Here is a 17,561-nt window from a genome sequence, read left to right on the forward strand (position 1 = left end):
GCCCGAAGGAGACTGGGAGCCTCACATGAGTGATTCGTGGTCTGAAGCTCGTGTCGCCGCGGTCCTTGGCACGCTGACCGCCACCTACGCCGTCGTCCTCATCGGACTCATGGTCCTGTTGAACGAGGAGCAGCTGGCCGCGATCACGCTGTCCGTTCCGTTGTGTGCCGTCGGGAGCATCTCGCTGCTGGGGATCAGCGCGCTGATGGCGGAGCGGGTCTTCGCGGCCCGCAGGACGGATGACTCATCGTGAGCTCGCGCGTGCCGCGGGTTCCGCTCGCTCCCCGGGTTCCGGCGATGGTTGCCTGACCCGGCTTCTCAGCAGGTGTTTCGCCGTGCCCCAGATGCCGCGGCGGAACACCAGCACGGTTATCACGAAGATGGCGCCGGTGATCACGCCGATCGCGTCGATGCCCGCCGTCGCCAGGTAGTCCTCCAGCACCACGATGATGCCCGCGCCGAGGACCGGGCCCCACAGCGTGCCGATGCCGCCGAGGATGGTCATCACGACGACCTTGCCGGAGGTCGTCCAGTAGACCTCCTGCAGCGACGCGAACCCGTGGCCGATCGCGTACACGCCGCCCGCGATGCCCGCCAGGAACGCGGAGATCACGAACACCTGCACCTTGTACCGGTTCACCGGGTAGCCGAGCGCGCGGGCACGGGCCGGGTTCTCCCGGATCGCCACCATGACCCGGCCGAACGGTGAGTACACGACGCGCCACGCGACGAACAGGCCGACCAGGATCAGCGGCAGTGCCGCGTAGTAGAAGTAGAAGGAGTCCGCGAGGTCCCAGCCGAACGCCTCACGTGGGATGCCCTGCAGGCCGTTCTCGCCGCCGGTGACCGAGCGCCACTGGTTCGCGACGAAGTAGATCAGCTGCGCGAACGCCAGCGTCACCATCGCGAAGTAGATTCCCGTGCGCCGCACGGAGAGCAACGCGATCGGCACCGCGATCAGGGCCGCCACCACCGCCCCGCCGAGGACCGCGACGTAGAACGGCAGGCCGGTCTCGATCGCGATGATCCCGGTCGCGTACGCCGACGAACCCCAGAAAGCCGCGTGGCCGAAGGAAAGCAGTCCCGTGTAGCCCAGCAGGAGGTCCAGCGCGACGGCGAACAGGGCCCACGCCGCGATGTCCAGCGCCACCGGCGGGTAGATCATCCACGGCAGCCCGAACGCCAGCACCAGCCCGACTGCGAGCATCGCGAGGCGCACGAGCGGTGAGCGCCCGGCGACCAGCCTGGAGATGATCACGTGCGCACTCCTTCTTCCCGGCCGAACAGGCCCGCCGGGCGCAGCAGCAGCACCAGCGCCATGAGCACGAACACGAGGCTCTGCGAGAACGCCGGGATGTAGAGGTTCCCGACGGCGGACAGCATGCCGACCAGGTACCCGGCGGCCACGGACCCGAACACCGACCCGAGGCCGCCGATCACCACCACCGCGAAGATCACGATGATCAGGTCGCCGCCCATGCTCGAGTTCACCGCGCGCATCGGCGCCGCGAGCACCCCGGCGAGCCCGGCCAGCGCGATGCCGAACCCGAACACCGGGGTCACCCAGCGGCGCACGTCGATGCCGAGCGCCGTGGTCAGCTCCGGCCGCTCGGTCGACGCCCGCACGATCACGCCGACCCTGGTCTTCGTCAGCACCAGCCACACCAGCACCGACACGACGATCGAGAACAGCAGCACGAACACCTGGTACTTCGGGTAGTCGAACAACCCGAGGTTCACGGTCCCGTCCAGCAGCTCCGGCCGCGAGTACGGCTGCGACTGCACGCCGTACCGCAACCGCACCACGTCCTGCAGGATCAGCGCGATGCCGAACGTGAGCAGGAAGTTGTACAGCGGGTCGAGCCGCACGAGTCTCGCGACCAGCAGCCGTTCGAGGACCATGCCGAAGATCCCCAGGATCACCGGCACCACGATCAGCGCGAGCCACCACGACAGCCCCACGGTGTCCAGCAGCACGAACGCACCCATCGCGCCGAGCATGTAGAACGCGCCGTGGGCGAAGTTGACCACACCGAGCATCCCGAAGATCACCGACAGCCCCAGCGCGAGCAGCGCGTAGAAGCTTCCGCTGACCAACCCGTTGAAGAGCTGCTGGACCAGTTCCATGTGTTATCAGCCCATGTCGCAGCCGGTCGGCTCCCGGAACGCCTCGGCGGCCGGGATCGTCTCGACCATCTCGGTGAAGTCGAAGTCCTCCTTGACCTGGCCCGGCTCCTTGACCTTCACGAGGTAGGAGTCGTGGACGACGCTGTGGTCCTCGGCGCGGATCTTGGCGTTGCGGGCGAAGAAGTCCTCGAACTCGTTGCCGTCGAGCTCCTCGCGCACGGCGTCCGCGTCATCGGTGCCCGCGCGCTGCACGGCCTCCAGGTACTGCGTCGCCGCCGAGTAGTTCGCGGCGTGGTCGAACGTCGGCCGCGCGCCGGTGCGCTCCTTGAACTTGTCCGCCCACGCACGGCTCTTCTCGTCCATGTTCCAGAACCAGGCCGTCGTGTACAGCGTGCCCGCGAGGGACTCCACGCCGATCGACGCGATGTCGGTGTCGAACATCAGGCCGACCGCCAGGCCGACGCCCTTGTCCTTGAGCCCGAACTCGTTGTACTGCTTGACGACGTTGACGAGGTCACCGCCCGCCTGCATGACGCCGAGCACGTCCGGCTTCGGGTTGAGGTTGGGCGCCTTCGTCATGAACGTCGAGAAGTTGTCGTTCGGGAACGGGGTCGGGTCCGCGACGCCGACCTTGCCACCCGCACTCTCGATGGCCTCGGTGAAGCTCTTGTTCATGTCCTGCCCGAACGCGTAGTCCGGGTAGATGATGTACCAGTTCTTCGCGCCCTGTTCGGTCACCGTGGTGCCGGTGCCGTGCGCCAGCATGTAGGTGTCGTAGGCGTAGTGGTAGGTGTAGGGGTTGCACTGCGCGCCGGTCAGCTCCGTGGTGGCGGCGCCGATGTTGAAGTACATCTTCTTCTGCTGCCCGGCGACGGTGGCGATCGCGAGCGCCGCCGACGAGGTGGGCACGTCGAAGATCGAGTCGACCCCGTCGCGGTCGTACATCTCCCGTGCCGCGGTGTTCGCGATCTCCGGCTTGTTCTGGTGGTCGGCCTGGGTGACCTCGATGTTCTGGGTCACGCCGTCGTCCTTGTGGCGTGCCTTGAAGTCGTCGACGGCCATCTTCACCGCCTCGACGGCGTTCTCGCCCGCGAGCTCGGAGTAGACGCCGGACAGGTCGGTGATGACGCCGAGCTTGATCGCGTCCCCGCTGATCTTGCCGCCACCGCCCTGGGGACCACCGCCGCAACCGGCGAGGAGCGCGCCGACCGCGACGACCGCCGACGCCGCCTTGAGCCTGGTTGCCATGAGTTCTCCCTAGTGTTCCTGCGCGGTTTTCTGACGCTGTTCAGATGCCGAGGTACTCGAGCAGCTCGTGCTCGCGCCGCGCCACCTCCGCGTTGTCGAGTGACTCGACGACGCGGCCCTGCGCGATGAGGTGGTGCCGGTCGGCCACGGTGGCCGCGAAGTGGATGTTCTGCTCGATCAGCAGCACGGTGACACCGTGCTCCTTGACCGTGCGGATGATCTCGCCGATCTGTTGCACGAGAAGGGGTGCGAGCCCTTCGGTCGGCTCGTCGGCGAGCAGCAGCCGGGCGCCCATGCGCAGCACCCGCGCGACGGACAGCATCTGCTGCTCACCGCCCGACAGGTGGGTGCCCGCCTGCTTCCTGCGTTCGGCGAGCACCGGGAACGCCTCGTAGACCTGCTCAAGCGACCAGGCGTCCGAGCCGGTCCTGGGTGGCAGCGTGAGGTTCTCCTCGACGGTGAGGGTCGAGTAGATCCCTCGGTCGTCGGGCACGTACCCGAGACCGAGCCCGCACCGCTTGTGCGGCGCCAGCTTCGTGATGTCCCGCCCGTCCAGCTCGATGCGGCCGGACGTGGGGCGGTGCAGTCCCATGAGACAGCGCAGCAGCGTGGTCTTGCCCGCGCCGTTGCGACCGACGAGGGTGACGACCTCACCCGCGCCGACGTCGAGCGAGACCCCTTGCAGGACCTGGGCTTCGCCGTACCCGGCGACGAGGTCGTGGACGCTAAGCAACGGTCTCCCCCAGGTACGCGGTGATCACACGGGGGTCGTTGCGGACCTCCGCGTACGGACCCTCGGCGAGGATCTTGCCGAACTGGAGCACGGTCACCCGGTCGGTGAGATCACCGACGACCTTCATGTTGTGTTCCACCAGCACGATCGTGCGGTCCGCGCGCACCCGCCTGATCAGCTCGACGGTGCGGGCCACGTCCTCGACGCCCATGCCCGCGGTCGGCTCGTCGAGCAGCAGCAGCCGCGGCGACAGCGCGAGCGCCAGCGCCAGTTCGAGCGCCCGCTTCTGGCCGTACGCGAGGCTGCCCGCCGGTTTGTACGCGTGCGCGGTCAGCCCGACCTCCTCGAGGAGGTCGTCGGTCTCCGCGCGGTAGCTCCGCAGTGCCTTGTCGGAACGCCAGAAGCGGTAGCCGCGGCCGTCGCGGCCCTGCAGCGCCAGCTCGACGTGCTCGACGAGCGTCAGCTCCTCGAACAGGCTGGTGATCTGGAACGACCTGGCGACCCCGCGCTGCGCGATCTGCTCTGGCCGCAGGCCCGTGACGTCCTCTCCGTCCAGCTCGATCCGCCCGCCCGACGGCTTGAGGAAGCCCGTGAGCAGGTTGAACAGGGTGGTCTTGCCCGCGCCGTTCGGTCCGACGAGCGCGTGCACGGTCCCCGCGGCGACCTCCAGGTCGACGCCGTTCACGGCGACGAACCCGCTGAACTCCCTCAGAAGTCCACGAGTACGCAACATCGGTGTGGCGTCCGTCACCCGGAAGACCCTAGAGAGTAGTCCCGCCGCCGCGACATGGCCCGAACGTCCACAAGGCGATGGCCGGTTGTGTTCATATCCGCCATAGCGCTCAATGCGCGGTCCATCCGCCGTCGATCTTCATCGATGCACCCGTGATGGCGGACGCGGCATCCGAGCAGAGGTAGGCCACCAGTTCGGCGACCTCCTCCGGCTCGATGAGCCGCCGCACCGCGGCCGGCTCGAGCATGACCTCCTCGATCACCCGCTCCTCCGGGATGCCGAGGTTCTTCGCCTGCGCGGCGACCTGGTTCGTCACCAGCGGGGTGCGGACGTAGGCCGGGTTCACGCAGTTCGAGGTGACGCCGTGCGCGGCGCCCTCCATCGCGATCACCTTCGACAGCCCCTCGACACCGTGCTTGGCCGCCACGTACGCGGACTTGTACGGCGACGCGACCAGCCCGTGCACGCTGGAGATCGTGACGACCCGGCCCCAGTTCCCGTCGTACATGTGCGGCAGCGCGCCACGCACCAGCCGGAACGGCGCCTCCAGCATCACGCGCAGCAGATAGGAGAACCGCTCCGGCGGGAACTCTTCGATCGGCGCGACGTGCTGCAAGCCCGCGTTGTTGATCACGATGTCGACCGCGAGGTCGAGCCCGTCGATCGCGTCGAGGTCGGCGAGGTCGACGACCACCGGCTCGACGTCCAGGTCGAGCGCGGCCAGCGCGTCGGCGTCCCGGTCGGCGGCCACCACCTTCGCACCCGCCGCCACCAGCCGTGCCGCGCACGCCCGCCCGATCCCGCTGGCCGCGCCGGTCACCAGCGCCCGCCGTCCTGACAGATCCCCAGCACTCATGGTTGCTGAACCTACGACGCCCGCCGGAGCGGGTTCCACGGCTGGCACATCCATACTCGGCCGGTCAGCCGTGTGGGGCGGCCACATGTGGGTTCACCACGGGATGGCGACCCGCCACGTTGACCGGCGGGTGCGCGACGGAGAGGGTACTGCCATGACGATGGCGTCCAGGCTGTCCCAGGTGCCCGTGCCAGGTGGCGAGCTGACGGTCGGCCAGTGGGGTGCGCTCGGTGACGGGCCACCCGTGCTCGCGATCCACGGCATCACGGCCAACCACGTCGCGTGGGGCATGGTCGCGCCGCTGGTGCCCGGCCCGGTCGTGGCGCCGGACCTGCGTGGCCGCGGCGGCAGCGGAGCGCTGCCGGGGCCGTACGGGATGGCCGCGCACGCGGCCGACTGCGTCGCCGTGCTGGACGCGCTCGGCATCGAGCGGGCCGTGGTGGTCGGGCACTCGATGGGCGGGTTCGTCGCGTCGGTCCTGGCACACCGGTACCCGTCGCGGGTGGCGCGGCTCGTGCTGGTCGACGGCGGCGCGCCCCTGTCGCTGCCCGACGGCGTCGGCATCGAGACCGCGCTCGGACCCGCGGTGGCACGCCTGTCGATGCGGTTCGCCTCGCGCGCGGAGTACCACGACTTCTGGCGGCAGCACCCGTCGTTCGCGGTGTGGCACCCCGCCATCGAGTCCTATGTGGACTACGACCTGATCGGCACGGCACCCGAGCTGCGCAGCGGCGTGAACGGCGACGCGGTCCGCGCCGACTTCGTCGACCTGCACAAGGGCGCCGAGCCACTGACCGCATACGAGGCGCTGCCGAGGGACACCGTTTTCCTGCGTGCCGCGCGAGGCATGTTCGACGAGCCGACGGCCCTGTACCCCGACCCGGCCGCGGTCGGTCTGGCGGTCACGACGGTGCCGGACACCAACCACTACACGATCCTGCTTGGCGAGAACGGCGCCGGCGCCGTGGCCGCCGCACTGTCCTGAGGAGCAACGATGTTGGACGGGATAACGGCGTCTCGGGTGACCACCCCGAGACTCACCGCGCAGGTGCTGACGGTCGAGTCCCCCGCAGAGTTCGCGGCCGTCCTCCACAAAGGACTGGCCAGGGCATAGAAACCCGAGAAAACATCCAGCGTCAAACCAGGAAGGCGAACAACGGGCTGTCCGGCGGAACCTGTTCGATGCGGTGCGGCGCCGCCTCCATGCGCTTCAGCATCCCGGCGAGGTTCTCCGGCGCACCGAGTTCGATACCCACCACCGCGGGCCCGGTCTCCCGGTTGTTGCGCTTCACGTACTCGAACAACGTGATGTCGTCGTCCGGCCCGAGCACATCGTCCAGGAAGCGACGCAGAGCACCCGGTTCCTGAGGAAACTCGACCAGGAAGTAGTGCTTACGCCCCTCGTACACGAGCGCACGCTCGACGATCTCCGCGTACCGGCTGACGTCGTTGTTGCCACCGGACAGCACACACACGACCGTCGACCCGGGCGGCAGGTCCAGCGAGGCCAGCGCGGCAGAAGCCAGGGCACCCGCTGGCTCGCTGATGATCCCGTCCGACTGGTACAGGTCCAGCATCTCCACGCAGATCTGCCCTTCCGGCACCGCGACCAGGCGCGGACGGTGCGCGGCGGCAAGGGCATACGTGTGGGAGCCGACCTGCCGGACAGCGGCGCCGTCGACGAACGGGTCCAGGTCCGTGAGGGGCGCGGGCCCGCCCTCGGCCAACGCGAACGCCATGCTCGCCGCGCCCGCTGGTTCCGCGCCGATCACCCGCTCGCCGGTGCCGAGCCACGCGAGGGTGCCCGCGAGCAGGCCACCGCCGCCGACGGGGACGACCAGCGCGTCCGGCATGCTGCCGAGCTGCGCCACGACCTCGGCGACGACCGTGCCCTGGCCCGCGATGGTGCGCGGGTCGTCGAACGCCGGGATGAGGGTCGTGCCGGTCGCGGCCGCGTACGCCGACGCGGCGGCCGACGCATCGTCGTAGGTCTCGCCCTCGACCACCACCGTGACGTGCCTGCCGCCGAGCGCCGCGACGCGGTCGCGCTTCTGCCGTGGTGTGGTGCGCGGCAGGTACACCGTGGCCCGCACCCCGAGCGACGCGCACGCGAACGCCACGCCCTGTGCGTGGTTGCCCGCGCTCGCGCACGCGACGCCGCGCTCCCGCGCGTCCCGGTCGAGCATGCTCACGAAGTTGAACGCCCCGCGTCCCTTGTAGGACCGGACCGCGTTCAGGTCCTCCCGTTTGAGCCACACATCGAGGTCGTACCGCGCGGAGAGCCGCCCGTTGCGCTGCAGCGGGCTCGGCGGGATCACCCCCGCGAACCGCTCCGCCGCCGACGCGACGTCCACCTTCGATACCACCCGCGTGACCTTACCGACCACCCCGTCGGCCCACGTCGGAGCGTCACGACCGGCTTGCCCGGGTGGTTCCGACGCGGCCGTGCCTGCCTAGGCTCATGGTCGTGTTCCCCCTACCCGACCTGCCCGTGCGCGCGGTGCTCGGCGACGTCGTCTCGGCGCTCGACGGGCACGGGGCGGCGGTGCTCGTCGCGCCGCCAGGCACCGGCAAGACCACGGTCGTGCCGCTGGCGCTGGCCGGTGGCAGCGGTATCGGGAAGATCGTGGTCGCCGAGCCGCGCAGGCTCGCGGCACGCGCGGCGGCCACCCGGATGGCGCAGCTGATCGGCGAGCCCGTCGGCCGGACCGTCGGGTACGCGGTGCGCGGGGACCGGAAGATCTCGAAGGACACGAGGGTCGAGGTCGTCACCACCGGGCTGCTGGTCCGGCGGCTCCAGCACGACCCGAGCCTGCCCGGGGTCGGCACGGTGCTGCTCGACGAGATCCACGAGCGCCACCTGGACGCCGACCTGCTGCTCACGCTCCTGCTCGACGCCCGCGCCGGGCTGCGGCCCGACCTGCGGCTGCTCGCCACGTCCGCGACCGTCGCCACCGACCGGGTCGCCGCGCTGCTGGGCGACGGCACGCCGGTGATCGAGGCGCATGTCCGCACCTATCCGGTCACGGTCACCTACACGCCGCCGGTGCGGGGCGAGCGGGTCGAGCAGCGGGTGGCCCGCACCGTCCGCACCGCACTGTCCGAACAGGATGGTGACGTGCTGGTGTTCCTGCCGGGCGCCGCGGAGATCAACCGGGTCATGGGGCTCCTGTCCGGCGTGCACACGATGCCGCTGCACGGCAGGCTGCCCGCCGCCAAGCAGGACGCCGCGCTGGCCAAGGGCACCGAGCGCCGCGTCGTGCTCGCCACCGCGGTCGCCGAGTCCAGCCTGACGGTGCCGGGGGTGCGGGCCGTCGTCGACTCCGGGCTGGCGCGCGTACCCAGGATGGACCACCGGCGCGGGCTCGCGGGGCTGGTCACCACGCGGGTGTCGCTGTCGGTGGCCGAGCAGCGGGCCGGGCGCGCGGGCCGCGAGGCGCCCGGGCGCGTGTACCGCTGCTGGGCCGAGCACGAGCACGCGACGCTGCCTGCCCAGCCGGAACCGGAGATCCGCACCGCCGACCTCACCCGGCTCGCGCTGGAGCTGGCCTGCTGGGGCACCCCGGACGGCTCGGCACTCGACTGGTGGGACCCGCCACCCCCTGGCGCGCTGGCCGCGGGCCGGGCCGTGCTCACGGCACTGGGCGCACTGGACGACACTGGCGCGGTGACCGACCGCGGCAGGCGGATCTCCGACGTCGGCCTGCACCCTCGCCTCGCGCGGGCACTGCTCGACGGCGCCGCCGCGGTGGGCGCGACCGCGGCCGCCGAAGTGGTCGCACTCCTCGACGACGACACGCTCGCCACCGGCACGTCCGTCGAGGACACGCTGCGCGGGCTGCGCCGCGACGGCGACAAGCGGTGGGCACGCGAGGTGCGCAGGCTCGCCGCACTCGTGCCGCACGGTCCACACGGGACACCCGATCCGGCGCTGGTCGTCGCACTCGCGCACCCGGAGCGGCTGGCGCGCCGCCGGGCGCCCGGCTCGCACGTGTACCTCATGGCGGGCGGCACCGCCGCGGAACTCGACGGCAGCACCGACGCCGAGTGGCTCGCGGTCGCGAGCGCCGACCGGCAACCCGGCCGCACGCAGGGGAAGATCCGGCTCGCCGCCCGCGCGGACCAGGTGCTGGCCGAACGCGCCGCCCCCGCCCTGCTGTCGGCGGTGGACGAGATCGGCTGGACGGACGGCGACGTGGTGGCCCGGCACGTCCGCCGCCTTGGCGCGATCGTCCTGCGGGCACGGCCACTGCCGAACCCGGACCCGGCGCGCGTGCTGGCAGCGCTCGTCGACGGGCTGCGTGCCGAGGGCCTGGACCTGGTGCGGTGGCCCGAGTCCGCGACCCGCCTGCGGCAGCGGCTCGCGTTGCTGCACCGCGTGCTCGGCGACCCGTGGCCATCGGTGGACGACGACGCACTGCTCGCGGCCGCACCGGTCTGGCTCGGCCCGGAGCTGGCGACCGCCCGCCGCCGGGCCGACCTCGCGAAGATCGACACACATGGCGCGCTGTCCCGGCTGCTGCCCTGGCCCGCCGCGGGCCGCCTCGACGAACTGGCGCCCGACCGCATCCAGGTGCCATCCGGTGCCCGCATCCGGGTCGACTACGGCGCGGACGACCCGGTGCTGCCGGTGAAGCTGCAGGAGACGTTCGGCTGGCTCGACACCCCGACGGTGGCGGACGGCCGGGTGCCGGTGCTGCTGCACCTGCTCTCCCCCGCGGGCCGCCCGGTCGCGATCACCAGGGACCTGGCGACGTTCTGGCAGGAGGGCTACCGGCAGGTGCGTGCCGAACTACGGGGCCGCTACCCCAAGCACCCATGGCCGGAGGACCCGGCCACCGCCACCCCGACGGCCCGAACAAACCGGCGCTAAGCCCGTCCCATGGATCTTTCAACTAGCCGAGGAATAGTGGGAGTCTCGTGGCGAGTTTGCCCAAGCCGGCGGTCTCCTCATCGGTCGGTGTGCGCCGTCCGGTGCCGACCAGCAGCGCGTCCGTGTCGGAGAACGTCGCGGGGAACGGGTGCCCGGCGATCTTCTCCAGCAACGTGCGGGCGGCCGCGAGGGTCTCGGCCGGTGGCTCCTCGGCTGAGGGCAGGTGCGCGATCAGGTCGAGGTGGTGCAGGGTCCACTCGATCACGTACGCGGACAGGTAGTCGCCCGCGGTGAGGACCTTGTCCTGGGTGCTGACGCGGGCGGCGGGGTCGGCGAGCCGGGCGGCGCGGCCCGCGGCGGAACCGACGTCGTCGAGATGGAACTTGAGCAGCCGCGGCTCGCCGTACGCCGCGGCGAGGCGGGGGATCAGCGCGTCGAGCGGGTCGTCGCCGGTCGGGGGTGTGCCGGTGACCTCCCAGTAGGTGGCCGCGTCGGCGGTCGGTTCGGTGCCGGCGGGCGTGACCAGGGTGATCAGGACGTCCTGGGCGTCGATGACAAGGTGGCACACCAGGTCACGTACGAGCCAGCCCGCGCACCCGGAGGGCTGGTCGAAGTCCTCGTCCCGCGTATCCGCGACCGCGGTGAGCAACGCCGTCCACGAGCGTGAGAAGTGATCCACCTCGGCACGGTACCGGCCAGTCCGGCGACGCCTACCAGCCGTCGACGTGCAGGACCTCGTCCAGGGGCCGGCGTGGGGCGGGCTTGAAGGTTTCGCCCGTGTAGTAGGCGGTCGGGATCAGGGCGGCCTGGTGGACGTCGTCTGGCAGGCCGAGGATGTCCGCGACCTCGCGTTCGTGGGTCAGGTGCAGCGTGGTCCACGCGGTGCCGAGGCCGTAGGACCGCGCGGCCAGCATGTAGCTCCACGCGGCGGGCAGCACCGAACCCCACAGCCCGGCCTGGTTCCCGCTCGGGAGCTTGGCGCGCAGGCACGGCAGCACCAGCACCGGCACGTCGCCCATCCGCTCGGCAAGGTACGCGACGGAGTCGTGCACCCGTTTCTGCACGGCCGACCGCGATGGGTCGTCCGCGAACAGCCTGCCGGCCGCCCCGGACGACGCCAGATACGCGGCACACGCCTTCGCGTACACGGCGCCGACGCGGGCCCGCTGCGTGGCGTCGGTCACCACGAGCCATTCCCACGTCTGCCGGTTCGAGCCGCTGGGGGCCTGCAGCGCCACCGTCAACGCGCGCTTGACCAGGTCCAATGGCACAGGGCGGGTCAGGTCCAGCCGTTTGCGGACGGTGCGGGTGGTGGTCAGCAACTCCTCCGGCGTCATGGATTCAAACTAGTTGGTAACACACGGACGGGCAGCGGCGATTCCATCAGTGACCCCACGGTGCTGGCGGACCCCCGACCTGGCAGCACCGCGGGGTTTTCTTATGCCTAGGCTCATTGGCGATGAGCGCAACATTGGTCGCCAAGGGGCTGGCGGCGGGCCACGGGGACCGCGTCCTGTTCACCGATCTCGAACTCGTGGTCGCCCCCGGCGACGTCGTGGGCCTGGTCGGGGTCAACGGCGCTGGCAAGTCGACGCTGCTGCGAGTGCTCGGCGGCGTGCGCCCGCCCGACGAGGGCACGGTCCGGCTGAGCCCGCCGACCGCGACCGTCGGCTACCTGCCGCAGGAACCGGACCGCATTCCGGGCGAGACCGTGCACGGGTTCCTCGGCCGCCGCACCGGCGTCACCACGGCACAGGCCGAACTCGACGCCGCCACCGCCGCACTGACCGAGGGCGAGCCCGGCGCCGACGAGGACTACGCGACCGCGCTGGAGCGCTGGCTCGCGCTCGGCGGTGCCGACCTCGACGAGCGGGTGAACGAGGTGGTCGCCGACCTCGGGCTGACCGTCGGCCTGGACGCCACGATGACGTCGCTGTCCGGTGGGCAGGCGGCGCGGGCGAGCATGGCGTCGCTGCTGCTGTCCCGGTACGACGTGTTCCTGCTCGACGAGCCGACCAACGACCTGGACCTCGACGGGCTCGCCCGCCTGGAGACGTTCGTGACCGGGCTGCGCTCGGCGACCGTGCTGGTCAGCCACGACCGCGAGTTCCTCGCGCGGACGGTGACCTCGGTGGTCGAGCTGGACCTGCACCAGCAGCAGGTCAACACCTACGGCGGCGGCTACGAGGCCTACCTTGCCGAGCGCGAGGTGGCGCGGCGGCACGCGCGGGAGCGGTACGAGGAGTACGCCGACACGAAGTCGTCACTGGAGCTGCGGGCGCGCACGCAGCGCTCGTGGATGGACAAGGGTGTCCGCAACGCCCGCCGCAAGATGCCGGACAACGACAAGATCGGCAGGAACAAGCGGGTCGAGGCCACGGAGAAGCAGGCCGCGAAGGCACGGCAGACCGACCGTCTGATCGAGCGGATGGAGGTGGTCGAGGAGCCGCGCAAGGAGTGGGAGCTGCGGATGGAGATCGCCGCCGCGCCCCGCTCCGGCACGATCGTCGCCGCCTTGAGCGGTGCCGTGGTGCGGCGCGGGTCGTTCACGCTCGGCCCGGTGAACCTGCAGATCGAATGGGCGGACAAGGTCGCGATCACCGGCGCGAACGGGGCGGGCAAGTCGACGCTGCTCGCCGCGCTGCTTGGCCGGGTGCCGCTCGACGACGGCACGGCCACGCTCGGCTCCGGGGTGCGGATCGGCGAGATCGACCAGGCCCGCGCGCTGTTCACCGACGACCGGACGCTGCTCGCCGCGTTCGAGGCGCAGCTGCCGGACACCGCGCCGCAGGAGCTGCGCACGCTGCTCGCCAAGTTCGGCCTGACCGCGACGCACGTGGCGCGGCCAGCTGACAGCCTGTCGCCGGGCGAGCGCACCCGTGCCGCGCTGGCGCTGCTGCAGGCCCGCGGCGTGAACCTGCTGGTGCTCGACGAGCCGACGAACCATCTCGACCTGCCCGCGATCGAGCAGCTGGAGTCGGCGCTGGCGAACTACGCCGGCACGCTGCTGCTGGTCACCCACGACCGGCGCATGCTGGCCGCGGTCCACACCAACCGCCACGTCCGCGTGAGCGAGGGCGTCGTGACGGACGAATGACCCCCGGGCGTGCGCCCGGGGGTCATTCCGTGCTGTGTCAGCACATGGTCGTGGCCATCACGTCCGTCGGGCTCGCCCAGGAGGCGCAGCCGTTGAAGGAATGCCCGTACCAGTTGTGCCCGAATTCGTGCGCGGCGAGCAGCGCGGCATCGTTCACCGCACCCGGGTACAATTTGATCAACTGTCCCGCACCGTAGTTGCAGCCGACCACGATGAGATTCCCGTGGACGTCCGTGACTTCGATTCCCTCGGCGAAGAATCCGCAGTCGGTGATCGCGGAGTTCTGGCACTGCACTGGTGTGCCGCCGCCCTCCGTCACATCACCCCAGTAGTTCGCGCCCTGGCGGATCGACCCTTCCCAGCCGCCACACGACGGGTCGATCGTGTATGACCAGGCCAGCGCACCGACATCCGCGGACTGCGCGGGCGTCTCGTCGACCGCGGCAGGCGCCGCCGACGCGAGTGGCACTCCGAAGAAGAGGAACCCGATGGCGGCAGCCGCCACCGTCAACATTTTTACAGCAAACCTCGACATCGCGTATTCCTATTCAATAGCAGGGGAAAGAAACAATGCGATGGATATTGTTCCGAGGTCGAATACCCCGACGGATTTGAACGTACGACCAGACCGATTTGTGCCACAACCTACGAAGGTAGGGTCCTGCCGGTGCGTAATTCCGGAGAGCGGCTCACGGCGCCCGGGATCCGGTACCGGATCCGCGGCTGTGCGAGGATGCCGACGTGACCGACGAGTCCCCCAGCCAGCCGCGATCCGGCGCGCAGGCCGTCGAACGCGCACTGGCCGTTCTGCGCTGCGTGGAGGCCGATGACCGCGGTGCGGGCATCACGGATCTCGCCCAGCGAGCGGGGCTTACCGTGAGCACGACCCACCGCCTCGCCCGCACGCTCGCGGAGGCCGGTCTGCTCATCCAGGACCCGGGCACCGAGCGGTACCAGCTCGGCCCCGCGCTCGTCGTGCTGGGCAGAAAGGCGGAACGGCGGCTGGGCTACCAGCAGGCACTGCCGCTGCTCCAAGAGCTCTCGGCCGCGACCGGGGAGTCGATCAATCTGGGCATCCGGGCAGGCAACGAGGTCCGCGTCGTGCTCGACGTCGAGTCACGGCAGCCGCTGCGGTTCAACCAGGAGTCCGGCAGCCGGGTCCCGATGCACGTCTCGGCGATGGGCAAGTGCCTGCTGGCGGCCGGCGACGACATCGACGCGCAGATCGCCGGGCTCGGCGACCTCGTCCAGGCCACCCACCGCACCATCACCGACCGCGACGAGCTCCGCGCCGAGCTGGAGCTGGTCCGCGAACGCGGGTGGGCGCTCAACGACGAGGAACGCAACCCCGGCGTCCGCGCCATTGCCGCACCGGTCCCCCAGCCGGGCGGCGGAGTGTCGGGCGCGATCTCGATCCAGGGCCCCACCGTCCGCATCACCGACGAGCGACTCCCCGAACTGGCCGCGCTGCTCGACAAGACCGCGGCCCGCGTCGCCCCCCTGCTCACGACGCCACCGGATCACCCAGCCCAGCGCTGACCGCCAACTCGGCAGTCCCGAACCGCAGACTCGCGGGTCCCGAACCGCAGACTCGCGGGTCCCGAACGGCGGACTCGCGGGTTCTGAACCGTGGACTCGCGGGTGGGGCTTGGACGGCGTGCTGGTGGTGATGGCCTGGTCAGGGGGTGACGATGGCGAAGCTCGGGTTCGGCTCGTCGGTGAGGCTGGTGATCTCGGCGAACGTCTTCGCGTCGCCGTCGAATTGCACGCCGTCGGTTCCGGCACCGGCGAGCATGGCGAGCAGCTGCCGCTTGGTCAGTGTGATGACAAGGTCGGCGGGCTGTGTACGCGTCGTCGGGTGGTGGGTGAGCACGCCGTTGGACAGCTCCATCCGGTAGGTGTCGTTGGAGTCGGTGAAGTGCCAGCGGATCGAGGCGGTGGTGTCCCAGGCGCGTTTTCCGTCGATGCGGATGGCGAGGCTGTCGAACAGCTGGGTGATGGTGAGTGCTGACGCCATCCCGGCCGCGCTGACCATCGCCGCGACGAGTGGGCCGTGGAGTTCCTGGGCGCCGGTCAGGTAGTTGTTGCGCCAGGTGCCACACTCCGAGCCGTACCCCAGGCGGGTGAACACGTCGGCGAGCAGGACCTTGGCCGCCTCGTGAGAGGGATCGGCGAACACGGCATGGCTGGCGAGTTCGGCGGCGAATCGCAGGTCCCCGGCATCGGCGAAGTCCTGTGCCCTGGCGACGGTGGCGTCGATGCCGCCGATGATGTCGACGTAGCGACTGGCCGCGGCCTCGGGCGGGTGCTGCCAGAGGTGGGCCGGGTTGCCGTCGTACCAGCCGAGGTAGCGTTGGTAGATCGCCTTGACGTTGTGGCTGACCGAGCCGTAGTAGCCGTGCGTGTGCCAGGCGGCGTCCAGGGCAGGCGGCAGCTCGATCACCTCGGCGATCTCGCTGCCGATGTGCCCCTGGTTCATCAGGCGCAACGTCTGGTCGTGGAGGAACGCGTAGAGGTCGCGCTGCTCGGTCATCAGCTTCACGATGTTGTCCGCGCCCCAGGTCGGCCAGTGGTGCGAGGCGAACGCGATGTCGGTCTCGTCGGCGAACAGTTCGATCGCTTCGTTGATGTAGCGCGACCAGGCGCGTGCGTCGCGAACCTCGGCGCCGCGCAGAGTCAGCAGATTGTGCAGGTTGTGGGTGACGTTCTCCGCCAGACACAACGCACGCGCGTCGGGGAAGTGGAAGTTCATCTCGGCAGGGGCCTCGGTGCCAGGCGTGATCTGGAAGACGATCCGGACCCCATCCAGCGTCTCCTGCTGGCCGGTGTGGGTGATGTCCACGGTGGGCGCCATCAGTCCCACCGTTCCCGTGGACGTGCCAGGTCCCAGCCCTACCCCGATCGTGCCGACAGCACTGACCGGCAAGCCCATGCCGGTGTGGTACATCCCGCGTCGCAACATCGCCACGCCGGCGTAGACGTTCTCCGACACCGCATGATCCAGAAAACCGGCGGGGGCGACGATCGGGACATCGGTGTCGGCGTCGACCACTCCGAGCACGCCACCGAAATGGTCGATATGGGAATGAGTGAAGATCACCGCGGTCACCGGCCGCTCACCCCGATGGGCCCGGTACAACGCCAGCCCGGCGGCCGACACCTCGGCCGACACCGCCGGATCGATCACGATCACCCCCGTGCGCCCCTCGACCAGCGTCATGTTCGACAACTCGATGCCACGAAGCTGATAGATGCCCTCGGTCACCTCGAACAGCCCCTGGACGGCCGTGAGCTGACTCTGCCGCCACAGGCTCGGATGGACCGTGTCAGGACACTCGCCTGCCATGGTCCGGGTGTAGACGTCGGCGTCGTACACCACCGAGCCGTCCTCGGCCTTGATCACCCCGGGTTCCAGACGCGCGACCAGGCCCCGGTTCGCATTCTCGAAATCGGTCCGATCGGTCAGGTTCGCAGGCATCCGGTCTCCTCGTCATGGCTTCGGCACCGCTTCCACCATCGACGCCGTGGCCAACCGGCACCTCACCCGAAACGCATGAACTGAAGACGGCCACGTCCACCGCCCGGACGTCCTGCGACCCCCCTCACCGGTTGAACTCGCGAGACCCGAACCGCAGACTCGCGAGTCCCCAACCGTGGACTCGCAGGTCCCGAACCCCAGACTCGCGAGTCCCCAACCGTGGACTCGCGGGTCCCCAACCGCGGACTCGCGGGTTCCCAACCGTGGACTCGCGGGTCCCCAACCGCGGACTCGCGGGTCCCCAACCGAAGACTCGCGGGTTCCGAACCCCAGACTCGCGGGTTCCCAACCGTGGACTCGCGGGTTCCCAACCGTGGACTCGCGGGTTCCCAACCGTGGACTCGCGGGTTCCCAAC

16 protein-coding genes are annotated in these 17,561 nt (G+C 70.4%); 5 read left to right on the top strand and 11 right to left on the bottom strand.

Annotation, left to right across the window (positions count from 1 at the left end):
* The first annotated feature begins 25 nt into the window (after positions 1 to 25).
* Complete coding sequence (locus WBA97_RS03075; protein ID WP_424229111.1) at positions 26 to 253, top strand: hypothetical protein; 228 nt, start codon at positions 26 to 28, stop codon at positions 251 to 253.
* Here the strand turns inward: WBA97_RS03075 and WBA97_RS03080 are convergent.
* The 6 genes from WBA97_RS03080 to WBA97_RS03105 form a co-directional block, all read right to left on the bottom strand.
* Positions 245 to 1,258 (bottom strand): branched-chain amino acid ABC transporter permease, encoded by a 1,014-nt coding sequence (locus WBA97_RS03080; protein WP_424229112.1) that lies wholly within the window; start codon positions 1,256 to 1,258, stop codon positions 245 to 247. The two genes, WBA97_RS03075 and WBA97_RS03080, sit on opposite strands and share 9 nt — an antisense overlap.
* Positions 1,255 to 2,127: a branched-chain amino acid ABC transporter permease gene (locus WBA97_RS03085; protein ID WP_424229113.1), complete on the bottom strand. Its 873-nt coding sequence runs from the start codon at positions 2,125 to 2,127 to the stop codon at positions 1,255 to 1,257. Before WBA97_RS03085 ends, WBA97_RS03080 begins: the two co-directional genes overlap by 4 nt.
* 6 nt (positions 2,128 to 2,133) lie before the next feature.
* On the bottom strand, positions 2,134 to 3,375 hold the full coding sequence (locus tag WBA97_RS03090; RefSeq protein WP_424229114.1) for an ABC transporter substrate-binding protein: 1,242 nt from the start codon (positions 3,373 to 3,375) through the stop codon (positions 2,134 to 2,136).
* A gap of 40 nt (positions 3,376 to 3,415) precedes the next feature.
* Complete coding sequence (locus WBA97_RS03095; protein ID WP_424229115.1) at positions 3,416 to 4,108, bottom strand: ABC transporter ATP-binding protein; 693 nt, start codon at positions 4,106 to 4,108, stop codon at positions 3,416 to 3,418.
* A complete protein-coding gene (locus tag WBA97_RS03100; protein WP_424229129.1) occupies positions 4,101 to 4,841 on the bottom strand; it encodes an ABC transporter ATP-binding protein in 741 nt (246 codons plus the stop codon). The genes WBA97_RS03095 and WBA97_RS03100 overlap by 8 nt, the downstream gene beginning before the upstream one ends.
* 109 nt (positions 4,842 to 4,950) lie before the next feature.
* On the bottom strand, positions 4,951 to 5,697 hold the full coding sequence (locus WBA97_RS03105) for a 3-hydroxybutyrate dehydrogenase (protein ID WP_424229116.1): 747 nt from the start codon (positions 5,695 to 5,697) through the stop codon (positions 4,951 to 4,953).
* Between the two features lie 154 nt (positions 5,698 to 5,851).
* On the opposite strand from WBA97_RS03105, the gene WBA97_RS03110 reads away from it, so the two are divergent.
* The gene (locus WBA97_RS03110; protein WP_424229117.1) at positions 5,852 to 6,682 is read left to right on the top strand and encodes an alpha/beta fold hydrolase; all 831 of its coding nucleotides are present in this window, start codon (positions 5,852 to 5,854) and stop codon (positions 6,680 to 6,682) included.
* A 151-nt stretch (positions 6,683 to 6,833) separates the two neighbouring features.
* Here WBA97_RS03110 and ilvA read toward each other — a convergent pair whose 3' ends face one another.
* Positions 6,834 to 8,063: a threonine ammonia-lyase IlvA gene (gene ilvA / locus WBA97_RS03115; RefSeq protein WP_424229118.1), complete on the bottom strand. Its 1,230-nt coding sequence runs from the start codon at positions 8,061 to 8,063 to the stop codon at positions 6,834 to 6,836.
* Positions 8,064 to 8,164: 101 nt separating this feature from the next.
* Here ilvA and hrpB point away from each other — a divergent pair, with 101 nt between their 5' ends.
* Positions 8,165 to 10,570 carry an ATP-dependent helicase HrpB gene (hrpB, locus tag WBA97_RS03120; protein WP_424229119.1) on the top strand — a complete coding sequence of 802 codons (2,406 nt, stop codon included), beginning with the start codon at positions 8,165 to 8,167 and terminating at the stop codon, positions 10,568 to 10,570.
* A gap of 22 nt (positions 10,571 to 10,592) precedes the next feature.
* Here hrpB and WBA97_RS03125 read toward each other — a convergent pair whose 3' ends face one another.
* Both WBA97_RS03125 and WBA97_RS03130 read right to left on the bottom strand, forming a co-directional pair.
* Positions 10,593 to 11,249 (bottom strand): maleylpyruvate isomerase N-terminal domain-containing protein, encoded by a 657-nt coding sequence (locus WBA97_RS03125; protein WP_424229120.1) that lies wholly within the window; start codon positions 11,247 to 11,249, stop codon positions 10,593 to 10,595.
* A gap of 31 nt (positions 11,250 to 11,280) precedes the next feature.
* Positions 11,281 to 11,907: a nitroreductase family protein gene (locus tag WBA97_RS03130; RefSeq protein WP_424229121.1), complete on the bottom strand. Its 627-nt coding sequence runs from the start codon at positions 11,905 to 11,907 to the stop codon at positions 11,281 to 11,283.
* 122 nt (positions 11,908 to 12,029) lie between these two features.
* Between WBA97_RS03130 and WBA97_RS03135 the strand changes: the two genes are divergently transcribed.
* Entirely contained in the window at positions 12,030 to 13,667 is a 1,638-nt protein-coding gene (locus WBA97_RS03135) for an ABC-F family ATP-binding cassette domain-containing protein (RefSeq protein ID WP_424229122.1), read from the top strand.
* 37 nt (positions 13,668 to 13,704) lie between these two features.
* Here WBA97_RS03135 and WBA97_RS03140 read toward each other — a convergent pair whose 3' ends face one another.
* Positions 13,705 to 14,181: a hypothetical protein gene (locus tag WBA97_RS03140; protein WP_424229123.1), complete on the bottom strand. Its 477-nt coding sequence runs from the start codon at positions 14,179 to 14,181 to the stop codon at positions 13,705 to 13,707.
* A 227-nt stretch (positions 14,182 to 14,408) separates the two neighbouring features.
* Between WBA97_RS03140 and WBA97_RS03145 the strand changes: the two genes are divergently transcribed.
* Positions 14,409 to 15,206: an IclR family transcriptional regulator gene (locus WBA97_RS03145; protein WP_424229124.1), complete on the top strand. Its 798-nt coding sequence runs from the start codon at positions 14,409 to 14,411 to the stop codon at positions 15,204 to 15,206.
* A 139-nt stretch (positions 15,207 to 15,345) separates the two neighbouring features.
* Here the strand turns inward: WBA97_RS03145 and WBA97_RS03150 are convergent, their stop codons facing one another.
* Entirely contained in the window at positions 15,346 to 17,145 is a 1,800-nt protein-coding gene (locus WBA97_RS03150; RefSeq protein WP_424229125.1) for an alkyl/aryl-sulfatase, read from the bottom strand.
* Between the last annotated feature and the right edge of the window lie 416 nt (positions 17,146 to 17,561).

The sequence above is a fragment of the Actinophytocola sp. genome, assembly GCF_049647105.1.
Classification (GTDB): Bacteria; Actinomycetota; Actinomycetes; order Mycobacteriales; family Pseudonocardiaceae; genus Actinophytocola.